The organism is Pseudonocardia ammonioxydans, from assembly GCF_900115005.1.
Lineage (GTDB): Bacteria > Actinomycetota > Actinomycetes > Mycobacteriales > Pseudonocardiaceae > Pseudonocardia > Pseudonocardia ammonioxydans.
The window spans coordinates 75,533-101,340 of record NZ_FOUY01000027.1; the positions used below are offsets into that span (position 1 = coordinate 75,533).

The following is a 25,808-nucleotide window of genomic DNA, read 5'->3' on the forward strand; positions in this document are numbered from 1 at the left end:
AGGACGGGCGTGCAGCAGCAGGCTCCGGGGCGGGCACGGCATCGGGCCCCCGAGGACGTGCAGGACCCGGAGGCGCCGCAGCGGCGGCGCTGGCCGACGCTGCTGGGGGCCGCGCTCGCCGTCGGCGCACTGGCGGGGATGGTCGCCGTGGCCGCGAACCTCGACCTGCTCGGCGGCGGCTCGGAGCGGACCGGCTCCCCGCCGCCGCAGCCGAGCGCCGCACCGCCGGCGCCCGCGCCGGGCGGGATGCACGACCAGGAGCGGCCCGACCAGGTCGGCGCGCTGGACCCGGCGTCGCGTTCGGATTCCGAGGCCGCCGTCCGCAACGGCTGGCAGCTGGTCGCGGGCGACGAGTTCGACGGCGCCGCGCTCGACCCTGCCCGGTGGGCCCCGTACACCGGGGAGACCACCGGGGGCAACGGCAGGCACCGGGCGGAGAACATCTCGCTGCGCGACGGCCGGCTGGTCCTCACCAGCCGGGGACGGGAGTCGGCAGGCCTGCACTGGAAGGGCGGCATGCAGTACGGCCGCTGGGAGATCCGGGCCAAGACCGCCCCGGGGACCGGCTACGGCGACGTCGCGCTGCTCTGGCCGGTGGCCGAGGACTGGCCCGAGGGCGGCGAACTCAACTTCATGGAGATCCCGAAGGGCGACCGTGCCGAGACGCACACGATCGTCCACTACGGCGAGGACAACAGCCAGGTCGGCAAGTCGATCCGTGGCGACTTCACGCAGTGGCACAACTACGCCGTCGAGTGGCTGCCGGACCGGGTCGTGTTCTACATCGACGGCCAGGAGGTCTTCCGGACCACCGACCCGGAGCACATCCCGCCGCGTCCGATGCACCTGGCGATGCAGCAGGACATCGGCCCGTACGGCAAGGACTGGATCCCGCCGCTCGACGAGACCTCGCCCGACACCCTGGACTTCCAGGTCGACTGGGTGCGGATCTACGCACCCTGATCGGGCGGAGAGCGCCGTGCCGCTCGGCGGCGGGACGGTGTGACTGGGGAAAGAGAACGGCCCCGGCTCCTGGTGAGGAGCCGGGGCCGTCCCCTGTCCCGAACTGACGCGCCGCTCCCACCACGAAGCGACACGTGAAAGTTAGCTCAGGCTTGCCTTACTACGCAAGAGGTGACCCTGATCGGGTCATCCGAGCAGCTCCCGAAGCGGGCCCACGCCGAAGTACGCCACGAACAGCACCGCGACCACCCACATCAGCGGGTGCACCTGCCGCGCCCGCCCGGTCGTCGAGGCGAGCACCACGTAGCTGATGAAGCCGGCGCCGATCCCGTTCGCGATCGAGTAGGTGAACGGCATGACGGTCACCGTGAGGAACACCGGGATGACCGTCTGCAGCTCGTCGATCCGAATGGAGGTGATCTGCCGGAACATCAGCGCGCCCACGACGACCAGCGCCGGGGCGGCCGCCTCGACCGGCACGATCGCGTACAGCGGCGTGAAGAACATGGCCAGCAGGAACAGTGTGCCGGTCAGCACGTTCGCCAGGCCGGTCCGGGCACCCTCGGCGATCCCCGCGGCGGACTCGACGAACAGCGTGTTCGACGACGCCGAGCCCGCCCCGCCCGCGACCGCGCCGGCCCCCTCGACGACCAGCGCCTTCCCGACGTTCGGGAGCTTGCCCTCGGAGTCGGTCAGCCCGGCCTGCTTGCCGAGCCCGGTCAGCGTGCCCATGGCGTCGAAGAAGTTCGCGAGCACCAGCGTGAAGATCAGCAGGACGACGGTGATCAGGTCCAGCCGGGTGAAGGCGCCTAGCGAGACCTGGCCGACCAGCGAGAGGTCCGGCAGGCCGACGATCTGGTCGGGCAGCGTCGGGACGGCGAGCGACCAGCCCTTCGGGTTGTCCGGCCCGGACGACCCGACCTGCGCGAACGCCTCGATGATGATCGCGATGATCGTGTTGATCACGACGCCGATCAGGATCCCGGCGCGCACCCCGCGCGCCACGAGCACGCCGACGATCAGCAGCCCGAGTACGAACACGAACGTCGGCCAGGACGCGATGGACCCGTCGATGCCCAGCCCGACCGGCACGGTCGTGTTGGCCGCGTCCGGCAGCCGGCGCACGAACCCGGAGTCGACCAGCCCGATCAGCGCGATGAACGCCCCGATGCCGACCGCGATCGCCGTCTTCAGCTCCGCGGGTACGGCGTTGAACACCGCCGTCCGGAAGCCCGTCACGGCCAGGACGACGATGATGATGCCGTCGATGACCACCAGGCCCATCGCCTCGGGCCAGGTCATCATCGGCGCGATGGTCACCGCGAGCAGCGTGTTGATCCCGAGGCCGGTGGCGATCGCGAAGGGGTAGTTCGCGAGGATGCCGAAGAGGATCGTCATCACGCCCGCGACCAGGGCGGTCACGGCGGCGACCTGGGCGACCGGCAGGATGCCGCCGAGCGCGTCCGTCTTCGCCGACGGGTCGGTCGCGGTGACGCTGCCGAGGATCAGCGGGTTCAGGACGATGATGTAGGCCATCGCCATGAAGGTGACGAGGCCTCCCCGCAGCTCCCGCGGGATGGTGGAGCCGCGCTCGGAGACGCGGAAGTAGCGCTCGATCACGGCGACACCCTAGTCGTGGTGCAACGACGGGCTCGTGCCGCGTACACCGATAGGGTGGAGCCGTGACGGCACCCGGACCCCCGCCCGGAGCCCCCTCCGGGCCGCACGGCCCCCCTGCGCCGCCGCCGCTCCCGCCGCGCCTCTACGAGACACCGCCGGTGCTCCTCGCCGGGCTGGCGGCGTGGGTGGTCGTGGGGGTGGTCGCGTTCCTGGTCCCGGTGCTCGCCGGGAGCGCACCGGGTGAGCTGTTCTGGACCTGTGTCGCCGGGGTCGGGGTCGGGTTGCTGGGTGTCGCGGTCTTCCTCGTCCAGCGGGCCGCGGCCCGCCGCGGCGACCGGTCGGCGCAGCGGGGTGTGGAGCCCCGGTGACGCCCGCCGGTGACGCCCCGAGCAGGCCCGGACCGTCCGGAGCCGGCCACGGCCTACAGTCGGTGACCATGACCGCCGCGAACGACCGTCCGACCGCCGTCGTCACCGGCGCCTCCTCCGGGATCGGCGCCGCCACCGCCCGGCAGCTGGGCGCTGCCGGGTTCCACGTCGTCCTCGGCGCCCGCCGGGTGGACCGCTGCACGGAGATCGCCGAGGAGATCGGCGGCACCGCGCTGCCGCTCGACGTGACCGACGCCGACTCGGTGCGCGCGTTCGACGAGGCCGTGCCGCAGGCGAAGCTGCTGGTCAACAACGCCGGCGGCGCCAAGGGCCTGGAGCCGGTCGCGGAGGCCGACGAGGACTCCTGGCGCTGGATGTGGGAGACGAACGTCCTCGGCACCCTGCGCCTGACCAAGGCGTTCCTGCCGAAGCTGGAGGCCTCCGGCGACGGGCACGTCGTCACCGTCACCTCGATCGCCGCGCTCGACTTCTACGACAACGGCGCCGGCTACACCGGGGCCAAGCACGCCCAGGCGATGCTGCACCGCACGCTGCGCGGGGAGCTGCTGGGCCGGCCGATCCGGATCACCGAGATATGCCCGGGCATGGTGGAGACCGAGTTCTCCGAGGTCCGGTTCGACGGCGACGCCGAGCGCGCGGCGAAGGTCTACGAGGGGCTGACGCCGCTGAGCGCCGACGACGTGGCGGACACCATCGTCTTCGCCGCCACCCGGCCCCCGCACGTCAACCTCGACCAGATCGTGCTGAAGCCGCGCGACCAGGCGTCGGGCTCCCGGCGGCACCGCCGGTAGGCCGTAGCCGGCCTCTACAGGGTCTCCTCGGAGCGGCGGCGCTCCTCGGCGTCGTCGGCCGGTTCCCGGCCGTCCAGCGCGCCGGCGATCCGCTGCTCGGACTCGAGCAGGATCTCCTCCGCGTCGGGGTCGGTACCGCGCTCCTCCGGCAGCGGGGTACGGCTCCGGGCGCGGTCGGCGGGCACGTCGGGGTTCTGCGGACCGGTCATGCCGCCGGGTACCCACTCGCCGGGGCGCCCACGCGGGCCCCGGGTCAGAGCGCGCAGTGCACCAGCACGGGTTCGGGACGCAGCACGACCCCGAAGCGGTCCGTGACGCCGTCGCGCACCTCCCGGGCCAGCGCCAGCAGGTCCGCGGTCGTCCCGCCCCCGCGGTGGGTCAGCGCCAGCACGTGCCGGGTGGACAGCGACACCCGCCCGCCCGGACCGGCGTGCCCGCGGGTGAAGCCGGCGTTCTGGATCAGCCCGGCCGCCGACAGCTTGACCAGACCCTCGCCGGCCGGCCAGGCGGCCAGACCGTCGATCACCGGCGCCTCGCCGACCGGCAGGATCGGGTTGGTGAAGAACGACCCGGCCGACCAGGTGTCGTGGTCGGCCGCGTCGAGCACCATGCCCTTGCCCCGGCGCAGGCCGAGCACGGCCTCCCGCGCCGCCGCCGGGTCCACCCGCGACTCGGGGGCGACGCCGAGGGTGCGGGCCAGCTCGGCGTAGCGGATCGGCGCGGAGCGGCCGTCGGCGGACAGCGCGAAGCGCACGCGCAGCACGATGGCGTCGTCGTTGCCCTTGAGAACGCTGGTCCGGTAGGCCAGCCCCAGCTCGGAGGCGGGCACGTGCTCCCGGACGGTCCGGCTGCGCCGGTCGTAGAGGTCGACGTCGACGAGCAGGTCGGCGACCTCGACCCCGTAGGCGCCGACGTTCTGCACCGGCGTCGCGCCGGTGCGCCCGGGGATCCCGGACAGGCACTCCAGCCCGCCGAGGCCGTCCGCGACGGTCGCGGCGACGACGTCGTCCCAGTCCTCACCGGCCTCGACGGTCACCACCACGGTGTCCCCGTCGCGCTCGTGGGCCATCCCCCGCCCGGCGAGCAGGACGGCGGTGCCGTCGAACCCCTCGTCCGCGACGACCAGGTTGGACCCCCCGCCGACCAGCAGCACCGGCTCCCCGGCGGCATCGGCCGATCCCACGGCGTCGGCCACCTCCCGCGCGCCCTCGGCACGCACGACCCGGGTCGCCGGCCCACCCAGCCGCAGGGTCGTGTGGGCGCTCAGCCGGGAGTCGGTGGTGGTCGTCGCCGCCGCATGCACACCCGCAACGGTAACCTGCGCGCATGCCGCGCTCGCTCGACTACCGCGCCACCTCCCCGCACCCCGCCGAGAAGGTGTACGCGGCGATGGTGGACCGCGAGCTGCTCGAGAAGCAGCTGCACCACCTGGGGGGTCCCGGCGCCGGCATCACCGCGTACGAGACCACCGGCGACGGGGTGCGGTACACGTTGCGGCACGGGATCCCGGCCGATCACCTGCCGTCGGTGGTGACCTCGTTCGTGCCGGGCGGCGATCTGAAGATCGACCGCACCGAGCAGTGGCGGCCCGGCGGCCCCGGTGTCTACGACGGCACCGGATCGGTGCAGGTCGTGGGCACGCCGGCGACGGCGCGGTCGGTGATGCGGATCGCCGACGTCGAGGGCGGCTCCGAGGTGCGGATCCGGGCCGAGGTCACGGTGAAGGTGCCGCTCGTCGGGAAGAAGATCGAGGACGCGGTCGCCGGTCAGATCGAGCAGCTGCTCGAGGCCGAGACCCAATTCACCCTGAGCCGGATCGCATGACACCGGACCGCCGCTACATCATCACGCTGTCCTGCCCGGACCGCACCGGCATCGTCGCGCGGATCGCGACGTTCCTCGCCGAGCTGGGGGCCTCGATCACCGAGGCGGCCTACCACGCCGACGTCGAGGCCGGGGTGTTCTGCACCCGCCAGGTCGTCGACGCGGCGTCGGTGCCGTGCGACATCGACGAGCTCCGCACCCGCTTCGCCCCGGTCGCCGAGGAGCTCGGCGGCGAGCACCGGATCTCCGACACGGGCGTGCGCAAGCGCGCGGTGCTGCTGGTGACCCGCGACCAGCACTGCCTGCACGACCTGCTGGGACGGGTGTGGGCGGGCGAGCTGCCGGTCGAGATCACCCGGGTGATCGGCAACCACACCTCGCTGGAACCGGTCGTCACCGCGCACGGGGTCCCGTTCCACCACGTGCCGTTCCCCGCCCCCGGGGACCGGTTCCGCGAGCAGCGCAAGGTCACCGCGTTCGAGGAGATCCGCACGCTCGTGGAGGACCCGGACGCCGACGGCGGGCTCCCGGACGCGATCGTGCTGGCCCGGTTCATGCAGATCCTGCCCGCGCACCTGTGCGAGGCCTGGTCCGGCCGGGCGATCAACATCCACCACAGCTTCCTGCCGTCGTTCGCGGGGGCGCGGCCCTACCACCAGGCGCACCGGCGCGGGGTGAAGCTGATCGGCGCGACCTGCCACTACGCCACGGCCGACCTCGACGCCGGCCCGATCATCGAGCAGGACGTCATCCGGGTCGACCACGGCGACACCGCCGAGGACATGGTGCGCCGGGGCCGGGACATCGAACGCCTCGTGCTGGCCCGCGGCCTGCGCTGGCACCTGGAGGACCGGGTGGTGGTCCAGGGCAACCGGACGGTCGTCTTCCGGTAGACCGTCCCGCCGTCCCGCCGTCCCGCCGCCCGGGCCGGCCCGGTAACTCCGCCGAGATGCAGCTCAGCGCTCCTGAGAGATCGACAATTCGCGCTGAGGTGCATCTCGGCGGTGTTGGTCGGGCGTCCGCGTTGGTCGGGCATCCGTGGCCGTTCACGATCGCGAAGCGACCACTCGGATCCGCAGTCGTACCCGGTGTCGGGAACGCACCCTCCATCCATGACGGTTCCCGGTTGGCCCGCAATGTTCCGTGGGACGGCAGCCATCGCGGCCGGGCTGGTCACGCCCGGTCGCCTGCGCGGCCCGGAGTTCCTGCGCCTCCTCCCCGACACCTACGTCAGGATCACCGCGTCGCCGCCGGACCTGCGGCTGCGCTCGTACGCCGCCTACCTCTGGGCGGGGTCGGGTGCCGTGCTCTGCGGGTACTCGGCTGCCGAGTTCCTCGGAGCGTCGTGCGCCCCGCTCCGGGCGCCCGCGGAGGTCGCGGTGACCGCGGTACAGCCGGGGCCCCGATCCCGGCGGGAGGTACGGGTCCGGCGCGACGTGGTGCATCCCGACGACGTCGTCGACGTGGCAGGTGTCCGTGTGACCAACCGGATGCGCACGGCATTCGACCTCGCACGGTGGCTTCCGCCGATCGAGGGCGTCGTCGCGGTGGACGCCCTCGCCCGCGGCTCCTTCGACCCGAACCTGCTGTTGAACTTCACCGTGCGCAGTCCGGGTCTCCGCGGCGTGCGGAAGGTGCTCGACGCGCTGACCTGGTGCGACGCGCGCTCCGGCTCGCCACCCGAGACCCGGTTGCGCCTGCTGCTCGTGCGCGCCGGCCTCCCGCGCCCCGTGCCCCAGCACCCCGTCGTCGACCGGCACCGCCGGATCCTTTGGCTGGACCTCGCCTACCCCGAGCAACGCCTCGGCATCGAGTACGACGGCGGTGATCACTTCGCCACGCCGGAAGCAGCACGTGCCGACGCGCAACGGCACACCCGGTTGGTCGCACTCGGCTGGCGTGTACTCCGCTACACGGCAGAGGAGATGCGGCGGGAGCCGGAGCGCATCGTGGCCGAGATTCGGCACGCGCTCGGACTACCCCTGCCGAGATGCACCTGAGCGCGAATTGTCGATCTCGGTACGACCCTGAACTGCATCTCGGTGAGGGTCCGTCCCCTCCCCCGCGGCCGCACAGCCGACGGCGCCCGCCCCGCGACGTGCGGGACGGGCGCCGGAGCATGCCGGTCAGGCGGCGTGCTGCTGTGCGGTCTCGGGCTCCAGGGCGATCTCCAGGACCTCGGCGACGTCGGCGACCGGGTGCACCCGCAGCGCGCTGCGGACCGACTCGGGCACCTCGTCCAGGTCGGGCTCGTTGCGCTTCGGGATGATCACGTCGGTCAGCCCGGCCCGGTGCGCGGCGAGCAGCTTCTGCTTCACGCCGCCGATCGGCAGGACCTTGCCCTGCAGGGTGATCTCCCCGGTCATCCCGACCGTCGAGCGCACCGGGCGGCCCGAGGCCAGCGAGGCCAGCGCCGTCGTCATCGTGACCCCGGCGCTCGGACCGTCCTTGGGGACGGCACCGGCTGGGACGTGGACGTGCAGCTTGCGCTGGGCCAGGTCACCGGCCAGTCCCTGCGAGCGCAGGTAGCTCAGCGCGATCGAGACCGACTCGGTCATGACCTCGCCCAGCTGTCCGGTGATCTGCAGGCCCGGCTCGCCGTCCATGCCGGTGGCCTCGATGAACAGCACGTCGCCCCCGGCCCCGGTGACGGCCAGACCGGTCGCGACGCCCGGCACCGACGTCCGCTCGGCGGACTCCGGTGTGAACCGTGGCCGCCCCAGGTAGGTGACGAGTGCGTCGGCGTCGACGTGCACCGGCCGCTCGACGGCCGTGGACCCGCCTCCCTCGGCGCTCTCGGCTTCGGCAGCGCTCTCGGCTCCCGCGGCACTCTCGCCCGGCAGCACCGCCGCAGCCCCGGCGGGCAGCGCGCTGCGGTCGAGCTGCACGGCGACCTTGCGCAGCACCTTGGCCAGGCCCCGCTCGAGCTGACGCACCCCGGCCTCGCGGGTGTACTCGGCGGCGATCATCGACAGCGCGACGTCGCTGAACTCGACGTCCCCCGGGTCCAGGCCGGCCTTCTCGATCTGCCGCGGCAGCAGGTGGTCGCGGGCGATCGCGACCTTCTCCGGCTCCGTGTAGCCGTCGAGCGTCACGACCTCCATCCGGTCGGCCAGCGGGCCGGGGATGGCGGCACCGTCGTTCGCGGTGGCCAGGAACAGCACGTTCGACAGGTCGAGGTCGACCTCCAGGTAGTGGTCGCGGAAGGTGTGGTTCTGCGCCGGGTCCAGCACCTCCAGCAGCGCCGCGGTGGGGTCACCGCTGACGCCGTAGGAGGAACCGGTCTTGTCCACCTCGTCGAGCAGTACGACCGGGTTCATCGAACCGGCCTCGCGGATCGCACGAACGATCCGGCCGGGCAGCGCACCGACGTAGGTCCGCCGGTGGCCGCGGATCTCCGCCTCGTCGCGCACGCCGCCGAGCGCGACCCGCACGAACTTGCGGCCCAGCGCCCGGGCCACGGACTCCCCCAGCGACGTCTTGCCGACGCCGGGCGGGCCGACCAGCGACAGCACGGCGCCGGAGCCGCGGCCACCGACGGTGTCGAGACCCTTGCGGGCCCGCCGCGCGCGGACGGCGAGGAACTCGACCAGGCGCTCCTTGACGTCGTCCAGGCCGGCGTGATCGGCATCGAGGATCCGGCGCGCCTCGACGAGGTCGTCGGAGTCCTCGGTGGTCGTGGTCCACGGGATGTCCAGGACGGTGTCGAGCCAGGTCCGGATCCAGCCGGACTCCGGGCTCTGGTCCGAGGCCCGCTCCAGCTTGCCGACCTCGGTCAGCGCGGCCGTGCGGACGTGCTCGGGCAGGTCGGCGGCCTCGACACGGGCGCGGTAGTCCTGCTCGCCGTCGGGGTCGTCCTCGCCGAGCTCCTTGCGGATCGCGGCGAGCTGCTGGCGCAGCAGGAACTCCCGCTGCTGGCGCTCCATGCCCTCACGGACGTCGTTCGAGATCTTCTCGGAGACCTCCTGCTCGGCCACGTGCTCCTTCGTCCACTCGAGGAGCTTCTCCAGCCGTGCGGTCACGTCGGTCTCGGCGAGCAGCTCGGCCTTGTGCGCGACGTCCAGCCAGGACGCCCAGCCGGCCAGGTCGGCGAGCTGGCCGGGATCGCTCGTCTGCTGCACGGAGTCGATCACCTGCCAGGCATTGCGCTGCTGCAGGATGCCCACCACCAGCGCCTTGTACTCCGTCGCCAGCTCGTGGGTGCGGCCGGTCGGCGGGTCGGAGGTCACCGGTTCGGCCTCCACCCACAGGGCGGCACCGGGGCCGGTGACCCCGCTGCCGATCCGGGCCCGGCGCTCACCGCGGACCACTGCGGCCCGCTCGCCGTCCGGCAGCCGGCCGATCTGTTCGAGCACGGCCACCACACCGATCGCGCCGTAGTGGCCGTCGAGGCGGGGCACGACGAGCACCCGCCTCCCGGTGTCGTCGTCGTTCTCGGGTCCCCGCTCGGCCCCCGCGCCGGCCGCGTCGATCGCGGCCCGGGTGTCGGGCGCGTCCAGACGGACCGGAACCACCATGCCGGGCAGCACGACGGCGTCGTCGAGGGGCAGGACGGGGAGCTTCAGCAGGTCACTCATGACCACTGCAACGGGGTTGAGCCGCGGCGGCTTCCCTGAGTTGAGCCGTGTCCGCTCAGGGCGAACGCACGGGCTGGGCGAGGTCCGGCACGACGGTCGCGTTCGGCAACGAGACCAGCAGCTCACCGGGGACCGCGAGCTTCGCGTGCCGCGTGCCGCTCCCGACGACCACGGCGTCGGCCTCGGCGACCTCCGGAGCGAGCCACAGCGGCCAGTCCGCGGGCAGGCCGATCGGGGTGATGCCGCCGTAGGCCATGCCGGTCAGGGCGACGGCCTCGTCCATCGGCGCGAACGATGCCTTGCGGACGTCGAGCCGCCGCTTGACGACCCCGTTGACGTCGGCCCGGGTCGTGGCGAGCACGAGGCACGCGGCGTACCGGACCTCTCCGGCCCGCTTCCCCGCGACGACCACACAGTTCGCCGAGCTCCCGGGCGGGGAGTCGTAGGCCCGGCAGAACTCGGCGGTGTCGGCCAGGTCCGAGTCGATCTCGGCGACGCCGACCCGGGCGGCGTCGAACTCCTTCAGCGCGCGGACCACCGGCTCGGCGAGCAGGTCGGGACGGTCGAGCGCGGGGACGGCGTGCAACGTCCCGAGCACGCCCCAGCCGTCCCGTCCGGGCAGGCTCACCAGCGCGGGCCCCCGCCCTGGACCTCCATGACGGCCGGTTTGACGTCGACGATGTAGACGAGCACGGCGACCATCGCGGCCAGCCAGAACATGGCCCCGCCGTACATCGGCCCGCTGGTGACGATCAGCAGGAGCAGACCCACGCCGGTGATGCCCAGCCAGGCGTTCTTGGTCAGCTTCCCGGCCGCGGCGAAGGCGTCGGCCCGCTGCCGGAGCGCGTGCACGAACGCGTAGCCACCCACGGGGAGCGCGAGGATCCAGAAACCGAAGATGATCCACCGGTCGAGGACGGACAGGAGCTCCACACGGCCAGAGTACGGGCAGACCGGTCACCGGTCACGCGGGCCCGGACGCCGGCGCGCTCGCCGTCCCGCCCCCGCACCGGCCTCCGGCCCCGCGGACGACGAACGCCCCCGCCTGCGGGAGGCCGGCGGGGGCGTCGTCCTGCTCACCGGGCGATGTGCCCGGCGGAACTCACTTCTCGGTGCTGCTGTCGCCGGTGCGGCGGGCAGCGGGCTTGCGGGCCGCGGCCGACTTCGCCGCAGTCTTCGGCGCCGCCTTCGGGGCGGTCTTCGGCGTGGTCCGGGCGGCCGCCTTGCGGCTGGTGGACCGGCTGGTGGCGGCCACCTCGTCACCGGCCTCCTCGATCGCCTCGGCGGCGTCGGAGGACACCTCGGTCACGGTCTCGGCGGCCTTGTCCGCGGTCGACTGCGCACGGCGGGCGACCTTCTCGCCGACCGAACGGGTCTGGGTCGTGACGCTGCTCAGCGCCTTCTCGGCGGCCTCGTGGGTGTCGTCGACGAACCCGTCGACCCGGGCGTCGAACTTCTCGGTCAGGTCCTCGACCGTCGCGATGGCCTGCTCGACCTGCGGCTGCTTGCGGAGCCGGCCCCAGGCCTTCTCACCGCGCTGGGCGAAACCGACGTAGACGCCCTCGACGTCGGAACGGAACTCGTCGACCTGCTTGCGCAGGCTGTCCGAGGACAGCTTGCCGCGCAGCTCCTTGAACTCCTCCGGCAGCTCGGAGACCCGGTTCTGGACGTCCTCGACGCGCTTGGTCGCGGTGGCGCGGGCGTCGGTGACGGCCCGGGACACGGTGCTGTAGGCGAGGTCGCCGGCGCCGAGCACGGCGAGCAGCGGGGTGCGGACGACCTCGGCCTGCTCGGCGGTCTGCTCACGCAGCTTGCGGACGTCGGCACTGGTCGGGAGGTTCACGGCCATGGTGATCACTTCCTCGTTTCGTTCGGGGTGCCGGCGGCGCCGGCGGTGTCGGCAGCGCTGACGGTCCCGGCAGGACCGGCGAGATCGTTCTCCCGGCGGAACGACTCGTACACGTCGAGCAGCACGCGCTTCTGCCGCTCGTTGAGGGTCGGGTCGGTGAGCACGGCGTCGGTCACCTTGCCGGCGGGACGCTCCTCGAGGATCCCGGCGCGGACGTACAGGGCCTCCGCCGAGATCTGCAGCCCCTTGGCGATCTGCTGCAGGATCTCCGCCGAGGGCTTGCGCAACCCGCGCTCGACCTGGCTCAGGTAGGGATTGCTGACCCCCGCCGAGCGCGCCAGCTGGCGCAGCGAGACCTGCGCGGCCTCGCGCTGCCCGCGGATGTAGGACCCGATGTCCTCCACCGCGTGCTCGACGGCCTGTTGGGCCTGGCCGACCACCTGGCCGACGTGTTCGACGGCCTGGCCGACCCGCTCGGTGGGCTCGGCGGACTGCGGCTCACCGCGACCGCGCCTCGGTTCGGTGGCCATCCGTCTCCCTCCGATCGATCCGTCCTCATCCGGACACCGTCGACCGTACGCCGAGGCGCTAGCTCTAGCAAGCAGAGTGCTAGCGCTGGTCACGTGGCTTGCGACACGTTCGTGGCGGGGCGGTGTCGGGCAGGTGACGACCGTGGGCGCCTCAGCCGATCAGCAGCTCGCCCACCGTGTGGATGACCAGGCCGGCGAGCGCACCGACGACGGTGCCGTTGATCCGGATCCACTGCAGGTCGCGGCCGACCTGGAGCTCGATCTTGCGCGAGGTCTCCTCGGCGTCCCAGCGGGCGACCGTCTCGGTGATCAGCGTCGTGATCTGGTGCCGGTAGTGGCGCACGACGTAGGCCGCGGCGTCGGCCAGCCAGCCGTCGAGCTTGCCGGCGAGCTCCCGGTCCCGGCCCAGGCGGCGGCCGAAGGCCATCAGCCCGTCCCGCACCCGCAGCCGCAGGTCGTGGGACGGGTCGTCGGCGGCGTCGAGCACCATGCCCTTGACGACGGTCCAGGCCCGCCCGATGAAGTGTTGCACCTCGGGATGCTCGACGACCTGGCGCTTGACCTGCTCGGCCCGGTCCATCGTCTGCGGGTCGTGCTGCAGGTCCTGCGCGAACTCGGCCAGGTAGCGGTCGACGGCGTGCCGCAGCGGGTGCTCCGGGTCGGTCTTGACCCCCCAGGCGTAGCCGCGGATCTCGGCGAACAGCTTGTCGGCGACCATGTCGTCGACGAACCGCGGCGTCCAGGACGGTGCCCGCTCGTGCACCACCCGCAGGACCATCTCCTGGTTGTCGGCGACCCAGTCGTAGGCACGGTCGCAGACGAGGTCCACGAGACGCTTGTGCGCGCCGTCGGCGAGGACCCCCTCGAGGGCCTTCCCCAGCGGCGGGCCGACCGGGATCTCCATCAGCTTGCGGACGGCGACCGACTCGATGACGTTCTGCACGTCCTCGTCCCGCAGGACGGTGACGACCGCCCGGGCCGCCGTGACGAGCTCGGTGGTGACGCGCTCGGCGTTGGCCTGCTGCCCGATCCAGTGTCCGACGTGCTCGCTGACGGCGACCCGCTCCAGCTTGTCCCGGACGACCGCCTCGGACAGGAAGTTCTCGCCGACGAAGTCGCCCAGGCTGTCGCCGATCGTGTCCTTCTTGCGCGGGATGATCGCGGTGTGCGGGATCGGTATCCGCAACGGGTGCCGGAACAGCGCGGTGACCGCGAACCAGTCCGCCAGGGCACCGACCATGCCCGCCTCGGCGGCGGCCCGGAGGTAGGCGGCCCAGGCCATGCCGTGGACCACCTCGAGGTACTTGGCGACGAGGAAGACAACCGTGGCCCCGACCAGGAACCCGGTCGCGACGGCCTTCATCCGGCGCAGGTCGCGCCGTTTCTGCTCGTCACCGGGGCCGAAGCCACCGAGCGGCACGGAGGGGACGGAGCCGACGGTCCGGTCCCGCTGCGGGGTCGGGGCCGGGCGCTCCGGCGCGCGGGAGGTCTGCACGGCTCCATAGTGCCTCGCGGGACCGACACCGGGCCTCGGGGTCGGGCTCGGGGGCGTGCCGGAGGCGGCGATCCGGCAGTAACACGGGGGCAGGGTCGCGGGGAGGGCAGGGACACGGGCACGACCCGGCCGAACGGAGGGGAACCGGGGCGGCCGGGCCCGCGATGACGTCAGCGGGCCCGGCCGCGACCGGCGGAGCGGCTGCTCTCCTGCGGATGCCCGCTGTGCGAGCTCCGCTCGGCACGAGGGAGAAGTGCCCCCTCGGGCGCCGCTTCCGGTACGCGCCGTCCGGCCGGTCCCGGCTCCCCGTGAGACGGGGCGGCAGCGGGACGACTCCGGGCGGACGGCGCCGGGCGCGCGGGCCGGCTCGTCGGTTCCGGCCGGGCCGCGCGGCCCGATGGTCGATGGTCGCTTTTCAGGTGATCGGTGGTACAGGTCAGTACCGCAGTACAGCGGCCTCCTCGTCCGACGCGTCGGTCGCGGTGTCGGCGGCCCGGCCCCGGACGGCGTCGCAGATCGCCTCGACGACCAGGGCCGCCTCGGGGACGCGGTAGCCGACGCGCGACGGCGCCACCCGCCACTGCACCCAGCCGTCGGGCCGCTCGGTCGGCGGCGCGACGACACCGATGCCGTCGGTGTGCAGCACCACGTCGGTGTGCAGGCTGAGCTCGGCCGGCAGCGCGTGCCGCGGGCTCATCGGGAACCACCACGTGTCCTGTGGTGTCGCGGCGACCGGCACGACCTCACCCGCCTCGCGCAGGGTCCGGCAGACCTGACGGCCGATCGCGGCCGGCACCTCGACGACGTCGAGCACGTCGCCGGTCGCCAGCAGCACGTCCGCCCCGTGCCCCGGCACGAGTGGCCAGCCGTGGTCGGCGTACTCGCGTGCGGCAGCTCGCAGCTCCGCGCCGTAGACGGCTCGGTAGCTGTCCCACCAGGACATCGGGATCCACTTCCTTCCACGTGCGTCGGCACCACCGTGGTGCCCATCTGTGAAGTGCAACACCAGGATGCGGGTTCCGTGACGGGCTTGCGAGTGGTAGGCGACGAGGGCACGTGCGGGCGAGACGAGCGGGCCCGCAGGGCCGTACGACACCGGCGACCGCCGGTGAACGGCGGACGACCGGCCCGGACGTGTGGACGACCGGTGGCAACCTCCGGGCGCCCCCGGGCGTCACCGACCGTCGTACCGCTCGACATGCCCGGTTCGTCGAGTTTCTTTACGATCGAGCGAGTCCTGATCGTCCGGAGGGAACCGCCATGACGACCATCCGCACCACCGGCCCCGCGACCCGGGCCGACACCGTCCGCACGTGGGCGGTGCTCGCCGCGGCCGTGCTGCAGACGGTGGCCGGCTCGCTCGGCGGCAGCGGCTTCTTCGGCGAGTCGCAGCGAGTGCTCTCCGACCGCTACCCCTCGGTCCTGGCGCCCGCGACGATCGCGTTCTCGGTGTGGTCCGTGATCTACCTGGGCCTGCTGCTGTACGCGGTGTACCAGTCGCTGCCCGGCCAGCGGTCGCGCCCGGTGCACCGGGCGACCGGCTGGCTGTTCGTACTGACCGCCGCGTTCAACGCCGGCTGGATCGTGATCTTCTCCCGGGAGTACCTGGGCACGGCCCAGCTGGTGATCACCGCGTTGCTGGTGACCCTCGGGGTGGTGCTGTGGCGGCTCACCCGGCTCCCGGCCGACGGCGTGGCCGACCGCGTCCTCGTCCACGGGCCGCTGGCGTTCTACGCCGGCTGGGTGTCCCTGGCGACGGTGGCCGGCTTCTCGGTGACGCTGACCTACTGGGGTGCCGCGCTGGGCCCGGTCACGGGGGCGGTGGTCCTGCTGGTCGCGGTCGTCGCGGTCGCGGCGGTGACCCTGCGGACGGCCGCCGCGGTGCCCTACGCCGCGACGGCGGTCTGGGCGTCGGCCTGGATCGCGGTGGAGGCGTCCGGCCCGGTGATGGCGGTGGCCGCCGCCGGCACGGTCACGCTGGTCCTCGCGGCGGCGCTGCGGGCCCGGCGGGGAGTACGCCCGGCGTTCGGCTGAGCCGACCGGAGCCGTCCGGGCCCCGGAACGCGAACGGCGCCGACCCCCGAGGGAGCCGGCGCCGTTCGCACACGCGCGGGGTGATCCCCGCGGGAAGTCAGATCACGCGGACCGTGTCGGCCTGCGGGCCCTTCTTGCCCTGGCTGGACTGGAAGTCGACCCGCTGGTTCTCCTCCAGGGTCCGGAAGCCGTTGGCCTCGATGGCGGAGTAGTGGACGAAGACGTCCGGTCCCTCGTCGTCGGTGGCGATGAAGCCGAAGCCCTTCTCGGCGTTGAACCACTTGACGGTGCCCTGCGGCATAGCTTGTGTCCTTCTCAGATGGAGCGGTCCCGGCCCTCACGGCGAGGGCCGGAGGTCGCGCGGGCGGCACCGGGCGACACGACCGCGTCACTGGCGAAGCCCACCGTCACAACTTCACACGGACGCTTCACGGCGATCGAGAGAAGAACGACTGCAACCAGCGCGGACGCTACCACGGTCCGGCGCGCTCACCGGTCGTGCCGCGCCACGTCCCGTGACGCGTCCGATGTGGTCCGGCTCCCCCGGGTCGCCCGCGATCCCGATCACTCCGGACGACGTCACGGATCGTGAGGCCGGGGGCCGATTTCCGCCACGGCCGGTCACCGAATTCCCCAACAGGTGAACGCCGACGCGATTCCATGCCGACGGGTGACCGCGCCGCGACGGGACATCCCCCGAGTCGGGTGGTGGACACGTCCGGAGCCGGTCCGCAGCCCGGGCGCTCACCCCGACGGGGTAGCCCGTTCCGGGGCGCGTGCACCCCGCACCGCTCGGTGCGTGACCGGTGGGGCGGGCGTGACGGGTGCGGCCACGATCGGGTCACTGGTGGATGACCGCCGGTGATCGCAAGCTCTGCGCCGTCCGTCACCACGTGCAGCAGCACCGCGAACTGGAGACACCGTGCGATCCCGAGTCACCACATCCGTCGCCCTGACCCTCATGATCGGCACGCTGGGCGTGTGCGGCGCCGGCGTGGCCGGCGCGGCCGAGCCCGCGCGTACCTCCGCCGGACCCGCCGTGTTCTCGGCGCCCGAACAGTCCTCGGAGGACGGCCCCCTGGACCGGCTGTTCGACACGCTGTTCGGCAACAGCCCGGCCCCCGCGGACCTCGACACCCCCGCGGCACCGGCCGCGCCGGCCCTCGGGGCCGGGGACGAGGTGCCGGACGTCCCGGGCGCGCCCGCCGTGCCGGCGGTGCCCGGTGCGCCGGCCGCGCCCGCGGTCCCCGGCACGCCCGCGGCACCGGCCGTCCCCGGGACCCCGGTCCCGCCCGCCGACCCGGGCGCTGCGGCGGTTCCCGGGACGCCGGCCGCCCCCGCCGTACCGGGTGCGCCTGCGGTGCCGGGCGACCCCACTGCCCCCGCCCTACCGGGTGCGCCGGCGCTCCCGGCGGCCCCGGCCGCCGCGGTGACGCCGGTCGATCCGCCCGAGCCGGCGGTTCCGGGCGCGCCGGCAGTTCCGGGCGCGCCGGCCGTGCCCACGGCCCCCGAGGCACCCGCGGTGCCTGCGGCGCCGGCCGTTCCGGCGGCTCCCGCGGTGCCTGCCACCCCGGCGGTGCCCGCGGCACCCGCTGCTCCGGCGGCCCCCGCCGCACCCGCGCTCCCGGGCACGCCGGCGACTCCCGCCACTCCGGCGGTTCCGGGTGCTCCGGCGGTTCCGGCGGTTCCGGCGGCTCCGGGCGCACCGGTGGTTCCGGCCGCGGTCCAGGCTCCGGCGGTTCAGGGTGCTCCGGCCGACGTATCCGCGGCCCCGGCGGTCTCGGACCCGGCCGTCGCCGCCCCCTCGGACACCGCACCGGTCACCCCCGCGGTCCAGGACGTCCCGGCCGTGCCCGTGCCCCAGCCCGAGCCCCCGGCCGTGCCCGAGCCCCCGGTCGCTCCGGTTCCCGCTCCGCAGGCCCCCGGCGTGCCGCAGGCCCCGGCGGTCCCGGGCGCACCCGCCGCACCGCAGACCCCCGCCGTTCCGGGCGCACCGGAGGCACCGGCCGTCCCCGGGGCGCCGGGAGCCCCCGCCGTTCCGGGCGCACCGGAGGCACCGGCGGTCCCGGGCGCTCCGGTCGCTGCCGACCCGGCCGAGGCGGGCGACCCCGAGGCCGCTGCCGACCCCGCCTCCGACCCCGGGGCCGGCCCGTCCGACGAGGCGCCCGCCGAGCCGCGGAAGCCGAGTCTCTGGGAGCGGATGTTCGGCACCACCCGCTGACCGGACCACGTACCGCGGCGGCGCCCCGTTCCGACGGGACGCCGCCGCGTCGTCCGTCAGGAGCCCTCCGTCGGAGCCCGTCCATCGGGACCCGACGGTTCGGAGCCCGTCCGTCGGAGCCCGTCCGTCGGAGCCCGTTCGTCGGAGCCCGTCGGGCGGGGCCCGTCTGGCGGGCCCTCCGTCGGAGCCCGTCCATCGGGCCCGAGGGTTCGGAGCCCATCTGTCGGGGCCCTCCGTCGGGGCCCGTCTGGCGGAGCCGTCCGTCGAGGCGGTCCGTCGGAGTCCGTCGGTCTCGCGCCGGCTGCCTCGGGCGTCCGGCAGAGGCCGCTCGTCCGGGCCGTCCGTCACGGGGCCCGCGCCGGGCACGGCCCGCCCGGCTGCCGGTTCAGCACGGGCTGCCGGTTCGGCACGGGGTGCCGGGTCAGCGCAGGTCGGTGGCCCAACCGGCGGCCAGCGACCGGAAGACCTGGTCGAGGAGGTCGGCGAGCTCGAGCGACTCGTCGGTCAGCCAGTGCTCGTAGGCCGCGAGGCAGACGCCGAGGCAGGCGTGGCCGAGACTCTGCGGGACCAGCTCCGACGGGGACCGGCCACCCCGCTCGGCGACGAAGTCCGCGACGACCTGGCGCCACGCGGCGTAGCGGAGCGTGGAGTGGGCCTGCAGCGCGGGCGTCTGCAGGATCAGCCGCAGCCGGCGGCGGTGCCAGGGCTGTTCCTCGGGGTCGACGTGGTTGAACTCGAGCACGGCCCGCCGCAGGCACTCGATGACCGGCAGCTCGGCGGGCTGGGCCGCGAGCACCGCCCGCATCCGGACCAGCTGCTCGTCGAAGGCGCCCCACGCCACGTCGTTCTTGGAGGCGTAGTAGCGGAAGAACGTGCGCCGGCCGATCCCGGCCGCGTGCGCGACGTCGTCGACGGTGGTGTTCTCGAACCCCTGCTCGCTGAACATCTCCAGCGCGATGTGCTCGATCTCGAAACGGGTGGTCACCGGGCGGCGGCCCGCTCGCCGCAGCCCGGACGTCCGGTCGGGGTGGTCGGTGCCGTCCCGGGCCGTGGTCGACATCGTCGTCGGGTCTCCACACATCCCGGCCCCTCTCCGCCGGCGGGTCGGCGCACCGGGGGCCGAACGGGCGCCGTCCCCCGATCATCCCATGACACACCGCCGGTCGGCGTCGACCGCCCTCCGTGACCGGCCGGGCGGGGGCCGTTCACCGGAAAGTGCTCCACATTGTCGGTGGTGCGCGGCACACTCGCGCCCAGACGCCGGGCCACCCGTTCCGGGCACGTCGCGAGGGGGAACGAACATGAGTGCACCTGTCCATACGACCGGCGGTGTCGACGAGGCCGGCAGCCACGACGACCGCCCGATGGACCTCCGGATCGAGGACTACCGCCGCGAGCTGACCGGCTACTGCTACCGGATGCTCGGGTCGGCGTTCGAGGCCGAGGACGCGGTGCAGGACACGATGATCCGCGCGTGGAAGGGCGTGGCGCGGTTCGACGGCCGGTCCTCGCTGCGGTCGTGGCTGTACCGGATCGCCACCAATGTCTGCATCGACGCGTTGAACGGCCGCAAGCGCCGTGCGGTGCCGATGGACATCGGCGGGCCCGGGGCGCCGGTCGCCGAGTCGCTGCGCGAGCCGCTGCCCGACGCCGAGTGGCTCGAACCGATGCCGGACGCGCGCGTCGCCACCCCGGCCGGCGACCCCGCGGACAAGGCGGTCGCCAAGGAGACGATCCGCCTCGCGTTCATCGCCGCCCTGCAGCACCTGCCCGCGCGCCAGCGCGCGGTCCTGATCCTGCGCGAGGTGCTGTGCTGGAGGGCCGCCGAGGTCGCCCGGCTCCTCGACACCACGGTGGCCTCGGTGAACAGCGCGCTGCAGCGTGCCCGCGCCACCCTGCACGAGCACGGTGTCTCCGAGGCCGCACCCGGCACCACGCCGGCGATGGATCCGGCGCAGACGGACCTGCTGATGCGCTACATGGCCGCGTTCGAGGCGTTCGACATGGAGGCGCTGACCGCGCTCCTGCACGAGGACGTCGAGCAGAACATGCCCCCGCTCGAGCTGTGGTTCCGCGGCCGCGAGGACGTCATCGCCTGGATGGCGACCGGTCCGGGTCAGGGGTGCCGCGGCTCCCGGGTCGCCCCGGTGGAGATCAACGGCACGGTCGGGTTCGCGCAGTGGAAGCCGTCCGGCCCGAACGGCGAGTTCGAGGCCTGGGGGATCCAGGCGCTGCGGATCGAGGACGGCGCGGTCACCGGCCTGAGCATCTTTCTCAACACGGACCTGTTCGGCTACTTCGGCCTGCCGCTGCAGCTGGCGGATCAGCCGGAGCTGTGGCAGCCGAAGGGCGCCTGAAGCGGGCCGCTCGGAGCGCAGGAACGCCGATCGCCGTCGGTGAACACGGTCCGCCGGTGGCGAAAGCGCAGGTGGGAAGGGCCTCCGCGGCTCTAGCGTCGGTCGGAGCACACCGACGAACGGAGGCCGCCCATGCCCGCCCTGTCCACCACGTCCGAGCTGGCCGACCGGCTGCTCGGCGAGCGGATCGTGCTGCTCGCCCGGGAGCTGGACGACGACGCCGCGGCCGAGGTCTGCGGTCGTCTGCTCCTGCTCGCCGCGGAGGATGCGCGTCGCGACGTGACCCTGCAGGTCGTCTCCCCCGGCGGGTCGCCGGTGGCGGCGATGGCCGTGCACGACACGATGCGCTCGCTGAGGACCGACGTCGTCACGGTCGCGACCGGCTCGCTGGCCGGTCCGGTGCCGTTCCTGGTGGCGTCCGGCACGGCCGGGAAGCGGTTCGCCCTGCCCCACGCGGCGTTCCTGCCGGCGATGGACGACACCGCCGGCCAGGCCCGCGGCGCCCGCCCCGGCGACGTCCGGGTCCGTGCCGACCACCTGGCCCGGCGCCGCGACGAGATCGAGACGCTGACCGCCCGGTACTGCGGCCGACCGCTGCCCGACGATGCCCGGACGCGGTGGTGGTCGGCCGACGAGGCCGTCGCGCTCGGCCTGGTCGACCGGATCCACGGCACGGACACACGGAACGGATAGCTAGTCTCTCCGTGTGCGCGTGTCCGAGCTGTCCCGGTCGTCCGGCGTCCCGGTGGCGACGATCAAGTACTACCTGCGAGAGGGGTTGCTGCCCCGCGGGGAGACGACCTCCCCGAACCAGGCCCGCTACGACGACACCCACCTGCGCCGCCTCCGGCTGATCCGGGCGCTGGTCGAGGTCGGCGGGCTGCCGATCGCGGTCGTCAAGGACGTGCTCGGCGCCGTCGACGACCCGGACACCGGACTGCACGACGTGCTCGGCCGCACCGTCTACGCGATCACCGGCACCGGCACGGACGACGGTGGCGACGAGTTCGCCGACGCGGCCGACGCGGACGTGCGGACCATGACCGCCCACACCGGCTGGCAGGTCTCGGACTGCGCGCCCGCACTGACCGGCGCCCGCACCGTGCTGGCCCGGCTGCACGAGCTCGGCCAGGCCCCCGGTGACGACACCCTGAAGCTGTGGGCCGAGGCCGCGGACCGGGCGGCCGAGGGAGACCTGCGCGCGATCGCCCGCAGCGGTGGCCGGGAGGGCGCCGCAGAGACCGCGTTGATCGGGACGGTGCTCGGCGACGCCCTGCTGGCCGCGCTGCGCCGGATCGCCCAGGAGAGCCACTCGGCCGCGCGGTACGCCCCCGAGAAGTAGGCCGCGCCCCGCGGAACATCAAGATGGACAGCATCACTATCCGATAGCTACGGTATCCGCATGAGGATCCGTGACGCCGTCGCCTGGCACCGCCCGTTGATGACCGTGGGACTGGCGTGCGCCGTCCTCGTCCCGGTCGGTGCGGTCGGGATGCTGGTCGACCCCCGTACGCTGCTCGGCGCCCCGCTGTGGATGAAGCCGACGAAGTTCGCCGTCTCCATCGCGATCTTCTGCATCAGCTGGGCGTGGCTCTACGACCAGGTGCGGGCCCGGCGCGGCCGGATCCGCGGCGTGTACGCGGCCGGGGTACTCGCGGCGATCACGCTGGCGATCGAGATCGCAGTGATCACCGTCCAGGCCGGACGCAGCACGACCAGCCACTTCAACTTGTCCACAGCCCTGGACGGGGCCCTGTGGACGACCATGGGTGTGTCGATCGTGGCGGCCTGGCTCGGGACCCTGTGGCTGAGCGGGGCGCTCTTCGGCGTGCGCGGCCTCGACCCGGCGCGGGCGCTGGCGATCCGGGCGGGGGCGGTGCTGGCGCTCGTCGGGATGGCACTGGCCTTCCTGATGACCACCGCGACCCCGGCACAACGTGCCGACTTCCAGGGCATCGCCGGCGCGCACACCGTCGGACTCCCGGACGGCGGGCCGGGCCTGCCCCTCGTCGGCTGGAGCACGGTCGCCGGGGACCTGCGGGTCCCGCACTTCATCGGCATGCACGCCCTGCAGCTGCCGCTGCTGCTGATCGGGCTGGAGCTGGCGGCGTCGCGGTTGGCGCCGCTGGCCGATCCCCGGGTGCGTCGCGACCTGGTCGCAACGGCAGCGGCCGGCTATACGGGCCTGCTCGCCCTGGTGACCTGGCAGGCGCTGCGCGGGCAGCCGCTGTTCTCGCCCGACCCGTGGACCGCGGCCGCGACCGGCGTACTGGTCCTCGGCGTCGCCGGTGGGGTGGTGCTGTCGCTGCGCCGCGCGCCCGCGCTCACGCCAGGCAGGTGAGCGGCCGTCCGCCGTTGTACTCGACCATCTCCCCCAGCGCGGTCATGACGTCGATCGGCGCGCCCCGCCCGGTACCGGTGAGCTCGGCACAGGCCCGGTGCAGGTTCCCGACGATCCGTTCGGCGTCCGGCCAGTCCGCGAACCGGCCGAGGTCGGTCTCCCGCGCGGCCTCCAGCGGCGCGACGCCGGCATCCACCGCCTCCTCGGCGAGGTCGAGCACGAACCGCAGGTAGGCCAGCGTCTCGTGGACCGGGCCGGCGCCCTGGAACACCGGCCCGTGCCCCGGGACGACGGTCTCGGCACCGAGCGGCAGCACCACCTGCTCCAGGACGTCGATCGCCCCGGCCACCGACCCCATCAGCAGGAACGGCGTCCCGCCGTGGAACACGAGGTCACCGCAGAACAGCACCGACCGGTCCGGGATGTGGACCAGCACGTCGTTGGTGGTGTGCGCGGGCGTCCCGACATGGACGACGTCGGCCCGCAGGTCACCGACGTGCAGCGCGACCCGGTCGGTGAAGGTCAGGAACGGCGGGTCGAGCGGGAGCGACCCCCAGTCCGGGTGGTCCCAGAACGGGAGCTCCCGCGGTGGCCCGAACGCGATCATCTCGGAGCGGGCGCACTCGTGCGCGACGATCGTCGCACCGCCGAAGAGCGCGTTGCCCCAGGTGTGGTCGCCGTGGTGGTGGGTGTTGACCAGGGTCCGCACCGGCGCGTCGGTGACCTCACCGATCGCCGCCGTGAACGCCCGGGTGCGTCGTTCGGTGGAGCAGGAGTCGATCGCGACGACGCCCTGCGGCCCGACGGCGAAGCCGGTGTTGTTGATCCACCAGGTCCCGTCCGGCTGGATGTAGGCGAAGACGCCGTCGGAGACCTCCTCGGTCCGGGGCCGGCCGGGGACCTCGATGTCGTGCGGGTGCGCGCTCATCCGCCCGATCCTGCTGGTTCCGGCGGACGACCGCCACGGTGCCGCACGCCCGGACCGCTCTACAGTGGCCTCACCGGTGAAGCGACGTCCGTGGACGGTGATGCGTGTGCCCTCCCGCGCCCGGGCGCTGGTCGCCGTGTCCGCCGGTGGTGTCCTGGGCGCCGAGGCCCGCTACCTGCTCGGCGCCGCGTTCCCCGCCGAACCGGGTGCCTGGCCGTGGACCACCTTCTGGATCAACATCACCGGCTGCCTGCTGATCGGCGTCCTGTACACCGTGCTGTCCGAACTCGCCACCGACCCGCACCCGCTGCTGCGGCCGTCGCTCGGTGTGGGCGTGCTCGGCGGGTACACCACGTTCTCGACCTGGTCGGTCGAGACGGTGCAGCTGGTCGACCGGGGCAGCTACGGCACGGCGCTGGGCTACGCGGTGGTCTCCCCGGTCACCGCCGTCCTGGCGTGCGCGCTCGCGGTGGCCCTCACGCGACGGATCGGCGGAGCGGCATGAGCGGTTGGACGATCGTGCTGGTCGGGCTGGGTGCGGCGGTCGGCGCCCCGCTGCGCTACCTGGCCGATTCCGCGGCCCGTTCCCGGTTCGACTCGGCGTTCCCGTGGGGCACCTTCGCGGTCAACGTCGCCGGTTCGCTGCTGCTCGGAGCCCTGACCGCGGCGACCGCCGTCCTCCCCGCGGGACTCGCGGCCCTGCTCGGGCCCGGGTTCTGCGGCGCGCTCACCACCTACAGCACGTTCGGTCACGAGCTGGTGGCGCTGGCCGAACGGCGGGCGGGCCGTACGGCCGTCGGCTACCTGCTGGGCAGCGTCCTGGCCGGGGTCCTCGCCGCGGCCGCCGGCTGGGCCGCGGTCCGGCTGACACTCTGATCCCGCGGGTTCACGACACCGCGGGTGCCTCGTGGGCGATCGCGCCGGCCCCTCCCCCCGCGCCCGCGGTCCATGACCTCGCAGGTCATCGATTCCGCTCCGCGTCCCCGTCACGCTGGGTGGCAGAGCAGGAGCGACCGGGCACCCGACGCTCCCGAACCGGACCGATCGACGGAAGCGGGACCACCGATGACCGACCTCCACGCACCCGCCCGCACCGGAGCCATCCCGGACACGACCGGGAACACCCGCGCAGTGGTCGGGGAGCTCCTGCGCAGGATCGCCACGGGCGATCCCGCTGCCGTCGCCGACCTCTACGCCGCGGAGGTCGACTGGCGGCTCGGCTGGCCCGACGACGAGCACGGCACGTCCGTCCCCTGGGTCCGGCACCGCTCGACACGCGCCGACATCGAGGACCACTACCGGACGATCGCCGAGCACCACGTGCCGAACGCGGCGACCGTCGACGTCGACAGGGTGCTGGTGGACGGCCCACATGCCGCCGTCCACGGTGAACTCGGCCAGACCCTCCGTTCCACCGGCGTCGGCTACCGTGCCCGGTTCTCGCTCCACCTCACGGTCGTGGACGACCGGATCGTCGCGCAGACCATCGTGGAGGACAGCCTCGCCGTCCTGCGCGCCGTCCGCCGTCCCGCTACTCCGGCCAGTCCGAGTTCCGGATGACCTCGACGAAGTCCCCGCGGACGAAACCGGGCACGAAGTGGGCGAGCACGTCGGCCTTGACGTTGCCGAAGGTGGTCTCCGGGCGGTCCCGGATGCCCTCGGTGAACGCTGCCAGGATGCGGTTCTTGAAGTCCGGGCGGGGATGGGCCTCGACCACCGCAGCGCGCTGCTGCTCGGAGAGCGCGTGGTAGCCGATGCCGAGCACGTCGAGCTCCACGCCCCGGGTGAGCAGGGCGATCTCGGGTGCCATGTGCAGCGGGATCTCCGGGGTGGTGTGCAGCGCGATCGCGGTCCACACCCGGTCCGCGCTGTCGCCGGTGATGCCGTGG

28 protein-coding genes and 1 pseudogene are annotated in these 25,808 nt (G+C 73.7%); 15 read left to right on the top strand and 14 right to left on the bottom strand.

All coding sequences use genetic code 11. The annotated features are described in order from the left end of the window. Positions 1–9: 9 nt before the first annotated feature. Entirely contained in the window at positions 10–963 is a 954-nt protein-coding gene (locus BM093_RS23225) for a glycoside hydrolase family 16 protein (RefSeq protein WP_093349160.1), read from the top strand. Positions 964–1,149: 186 nt separating this feature from the next. On the opposite strand, the gene BM093_RS23230 is transcribed toward BM093_RS23225, so the two are convergent. Next, positions 1,150–2,583, bottom strand: a complete 1,434-nt coding sequence (locus tag BM093_RS23230; protein ID WP_093349163.1) for an NCS2 family permease — start codon at positions 2,581–2,583, stop codon at positions 1,150–1,152. Between the two features lie 62 nt (positions 2,584–2,645). On the opposite strand from BM093_RS23230, the gene BM093_RS23235 reads away from it, so the two are divergent. Together BM093_RS23235 and BM093_RS23240 are read left to right on the top strand one after the other, a co-directional pair. Beyond that, complete coding sequence (locus BM093_RS23235; RefSeq protein WP_093349167.1) at positions 2,646–2,951, top strand: DUF2530 domain-containing protein; 306 nt, start codon at positions 2,646–2,648, stop codon at positions 2,949–2,951. Between the two features lie 68 nt (positions 2,952–3,019). Further along, positions 3,020–3,763, top strand: coding sequence for an SDR family NAD(P)-dependent oxidoreductase (locus BM093_RS23240; protein WP_093349171.1), 744 nt, complete (start codon positions 3,020–3,022; stop codon positions 3,761–3,763). 14 nt (positions 3,764–3,777) lie between these two features. Here BM093_RS23240 and BM093_RS23245 read toward each other — a convergent pair whose 3' ends face one another. Then, a complete protein-coding gene (locus BM093_RS23245; protein ID WP_093349175.1) occupies positions 3,778–3,972 on the bottom strand; it encodes a hypothetical protein in 195 nt (64 codons plus the stop codon). 44 nt (positions 3,973–4,016) lie between these two features. Then, complete coding sequence (locus tag BM093_RS23250; RefSeq protein ID WP_093349179.1) at positions 4,017–5,066, bottom strand: UDP-N-acetylmuramate dehydrogenase; 1,050 nt, start codon at positions 5,064–5,066, stop codon at positions 4,017–4,019. 23 nt (positions 5,067–5,089) lie between these two features. Between BM093_RS23250 and BM093_RS23255 the strand changes: the two genes are divergently transcribed. The 3 genes from BM093_RS23255 (at position 5,090) to BM093_RS23265 (ending at position 7,587) form a co-directional block, all read left to right on the top strand. After that, positions 5,090–5,587, top strand: coding sequence for a DUF2505 domain-containing protein (locus BM093_RS23255; protein ID WP_093349183.1), 498 nt, complete (start codon positions 5,090–5,092; stop codon positions 5,585–5,587). After that, complete coding sequence (purU, locus tag BM093_RS23260) at positions 5,584–6,480, top strand: formyltetrahydrofolate deformylase (protein ID WP_093349188.1); 897 nt, start codon at positions 5,584–5,586, stop codon at positions 6,478–6,480. The genes BM093_RS23255 and purU overlap by 4 nt, the downstream gene beginning before the upstream one ends. A gap of 219 nt (positions 6,481–6,699) precedes the next feature. After that, positions 6,700–7,587, top strand: a complete 888-nt coding sequence (locus BM093_RS23265; protein WP_093349192.1) for an endonuclease domain-containing protein — start codon at positions 6,700–6,702, stop codon at positions 7,585–7,587. 126 nt (positions 7,588–7,713) lie between these two features. Here the strand turns inward: BM093_RS23265 and lon are convergent, their stop codons facing one another. The 7 genes from lon to BM093_RS23300 form a co-directional block, all read right to left on the bottom strand. Next, positions 7,714–10,164: an endopeptidase La gene (gene lon, locus BM093_RS23270; RefSeq protein ID WP_218162891.1), complete on the bottom strand. Its 2,451-nt coding sequence runs from the start codon at positions 10,162–10,164 to the stop codon at positions 7,714–7,716. Positions 10,165–10,219: 55 nt separating this feature from the next. Then, on the bottom strand, positions 10,220–10,792 hold the full coding sequence (locus BM093_RS23275; RefSeq protein WP_245773738.1) for a YbaK/EbsC family protein: 573 nt from the start codon (positions 10,790–10,792) through the stop codon (positions 10,220–10,222). After that, entirely contained in the window at positions 10,789–11,097 is a 309-nt protein-coding gene (locus BM093_RS23280; RefSeq protein ID WP_093349198.1) for a DUF2516 family protein, read from the bottom strand. Before BM093_RS23280 ends, BM093_RS23275 begins: the two co-directional genes overlap by 4 nt. Before the next feature lie 169 nt (positions 11,098–11,266). Continuing rightward, positions 11,267–12,013, bottom strand: coding sequence for a hypothetical protein (locus BM093_RS23285; RefSeq protein ID WP_143105497.1), 747 nt, complete (start codon positions 12,011–12,013; stop codon positions 11,267–11,269). Positions 12,014–12,018: 5 nt separating this feature from the next. Beyond that, a complete protein-coding gene (locus BM093_RS23290) occupies positions 12,019–12,543 on the bottom strand; it encodes a helix-turn-helix domain-containing protein (protein ID WP_093349208.1) in 525 nt (174 codons plus the stop codon). A gap of 151 nt (positions 12,544–12,694) precedes the next feature. Continuing rightward, positions 12,695–13,963, bottom strand: coding sequence for a DUF445 domain-containing protein (locus BM093_RS23295; protein WP_177238655.1), 1,269 nt, complete (start codon positions 13,961–13,963; stop codon positions 12,695–12,697). A 511-nt stretch (positions 13,964–14,474) separates the two neighbouring features. Next, on the bottom strand, positions 14,475–14,981 hold the full coding sequence (locus BM093_RS23300) for a bifunctional DNA primase/polymerase (protein ID WP_093349218.1): 507 nt from the start codon (positions 14,979–14,981) through the stop codon (positions 14,475–14,477). 317 nt (positions 14,982–15,298) lie between these two features. Between BM093_RS23300 and BM093_RS23305 the strand changes: the two genes are divergently transcribed. Continuing rightward, the gene (locus BM093_RS23305) at positions 15,299–16,072 is read left to right on the top strand and encodes a tryptophan-rich sensory protein (RefSeq protein WP_093349223.1); all 774 of its coding nucleotides are present in this window, start codon (positions 15,299–15,301) and stop codon (positions 16,070–16,072) included. 97 nt (positions 16,073–16,169) lie between these two features. Here BM093_RS23305 and BM093_RS23310 read toward each other — a convergent pair whose 3' ends face one another. Beyond that, on the bottom strand, positions 16,170–16,373 hold the full coding sequence (locus BM093_RS23310) for a cold-shock protein (RefSeq protein WP_010243760.1): 204 nt from the start codon (positions 16,371–16,373) through the stop codon (positions 16,170–16,172). Between the two features lie 621 nt (positions 16,374–16,994). Between BM093_RS23310 and BM093_RS36735 the strand changes: the two genes are divergently transcribed. Next, positions 16,995–18,293 (top strand): hypothetical protein, encoded by a 1,299-nt coding sequence (locus BM093_RS36735; protein ID WP_218162892.1) that lies wholly within the window; start codon positions 16,995–16,997, stop codon positions 18,291–18,293. A 421-nt stretch (positions 18,294–18,714) separates the two neighbouring features. On the opposite strand, the gene mftR is transcribed toward BM093_RS36735, so the two are convergent. Beyond that, positions 18,715–19,353: a mycofactocin system transcriptional regulator gene (gene mftR / locus BM093_RS23320; protein WP_093349227.1), complete on the bottom strand. Its 639-nt coding sequence runs from the start codon at positions 19,351–19,353 to the stop codon at positions 18,715–18,717. A gap of 241 nt (positions 19,354–19,594) precedes the next feature. On the opposite strand from mftR, the gene BM093_RS23325 reads away from it, so the two are divergent. From BM093_RS23325 to BM093_RS23340, 4 genes are all read left to right on the top strand, one after another. Then, on the top strand, positions 19,595–20,650 hold the full coding sequence (locus tag BM093_RS23325) for a sigma-70 family RNA polymerase sigma factor (RefSeq protein ID WP_093349230.1): 1,056 nt from the start codon (positions 19,595–19,597) through the stop codon (positions 20,648–20,650). A gap of 132 nt (positions 20,651–20,782) precedes the next feature. After that, complete coding sequence (locus tag BM093_RS23330) at positions 20,783–21,343, top strand: ATP-dependent Clp protease proteolytic subunit (protein WP_093349235.1); 561 nt, start codon at positions 20,783–20,785, stop codon at positions 21,341–21,343. 13 nt (positions 21,344–21,356) lie between these two features. Next, positions 21,357–21,992: a MerR family transcriptional regulator gene (locus BM093_RS23335; RefSeq protein WP_093349238.1), complete on the top strand. Its 636-nt coding sequence runs from the start codon at positions 21,357–21,359 to the stop codon at positions 21,990–21,992. Positions 21,993–22,052: 60 nt separating this feature from the next. Continuing rightward, positions 22,053–22,991 (top strand): hypothetical protein, encoded by a 939-nt coding sequence (locus tag BM093_RS23340; RefSeq protein ID WP_093349242.1) that lies wholly within the window; start codon positions 22,053–22,055, stop codon positions 22,989–22,991. Here the strand turns inward: BM093_RS23340 and BM093_RS23345 are convergent. Continuing rightward, positions 22,975–23,919 (bottom strand): MBL fold metallo-hydrolase, encoded by a 945-nt coding sequence (locus tag BM093_RS23345; protein ID WP_093349247.1) that lies wholly within the window; start codon positions 23,917–23,919, stop codon positions 22,975–22,977. The genes BM093_RS23340 and BM093_RS23345 overlap by 17 nt on opposite strands. A gap of 76 nt (positions 23,920–23,995) precedes the next feature. Between BM093_RS23345 and crcB the strand changes: the two genes are divergently transcribed. From crcB to BM093_RS23360, 3 genes are all read left to right on the top strand, one after another. Then, positions 23,996–24,424 carry a fluoride efflux transporter CrcB gene (gene crcB / locus BM093_RS23350; RefSeq protein ID WP_245773739.1) on the top strand — a complete coding sequence of 143 codons (429 nt, stop codon included), beginning with the start codon at positions 23,996–23,998 and terminating at the stop codon, positions 24,422–24,424. Further along, positions 24,421–24,795, top strand: a complete 375-nt coding sequence (locus tag BM093_RS23355) for a fluoride efflux transporter FluC (protein ID WP_093349257.1) — start codon at positions 24,421–24,423, stop codon at positions 24,793–24,795. Before crcB ends, BM093_RS23355 begins: the two co-directional genes overlap by 4 nt. A 189-nt stretch (positions 24,796–24,984) precedes the next feature. After that, entirely contained in the window at positions 24,985–25,479 is a 495-nt protein-coding gene (locus BM093_RS23360; RefSeq protein WP_093349262.1) for a nuclear transport factor 2 family protein, read from the top strand. On the opposite strand, the pseudogene BM093_RS23365 reads toward BM093_RS23360, so the two are convergent. Further along, a pseudogene (locus BM093_RS23365) lies at positions 25,451–25,808 on the bottom strand (HD domain-containing protein); the annotation flags it as partial. The gene BM093_RS23360 and the pseudogene BM093_RS23365 sit on opposite strands and share 29 nt — an antisense overlap.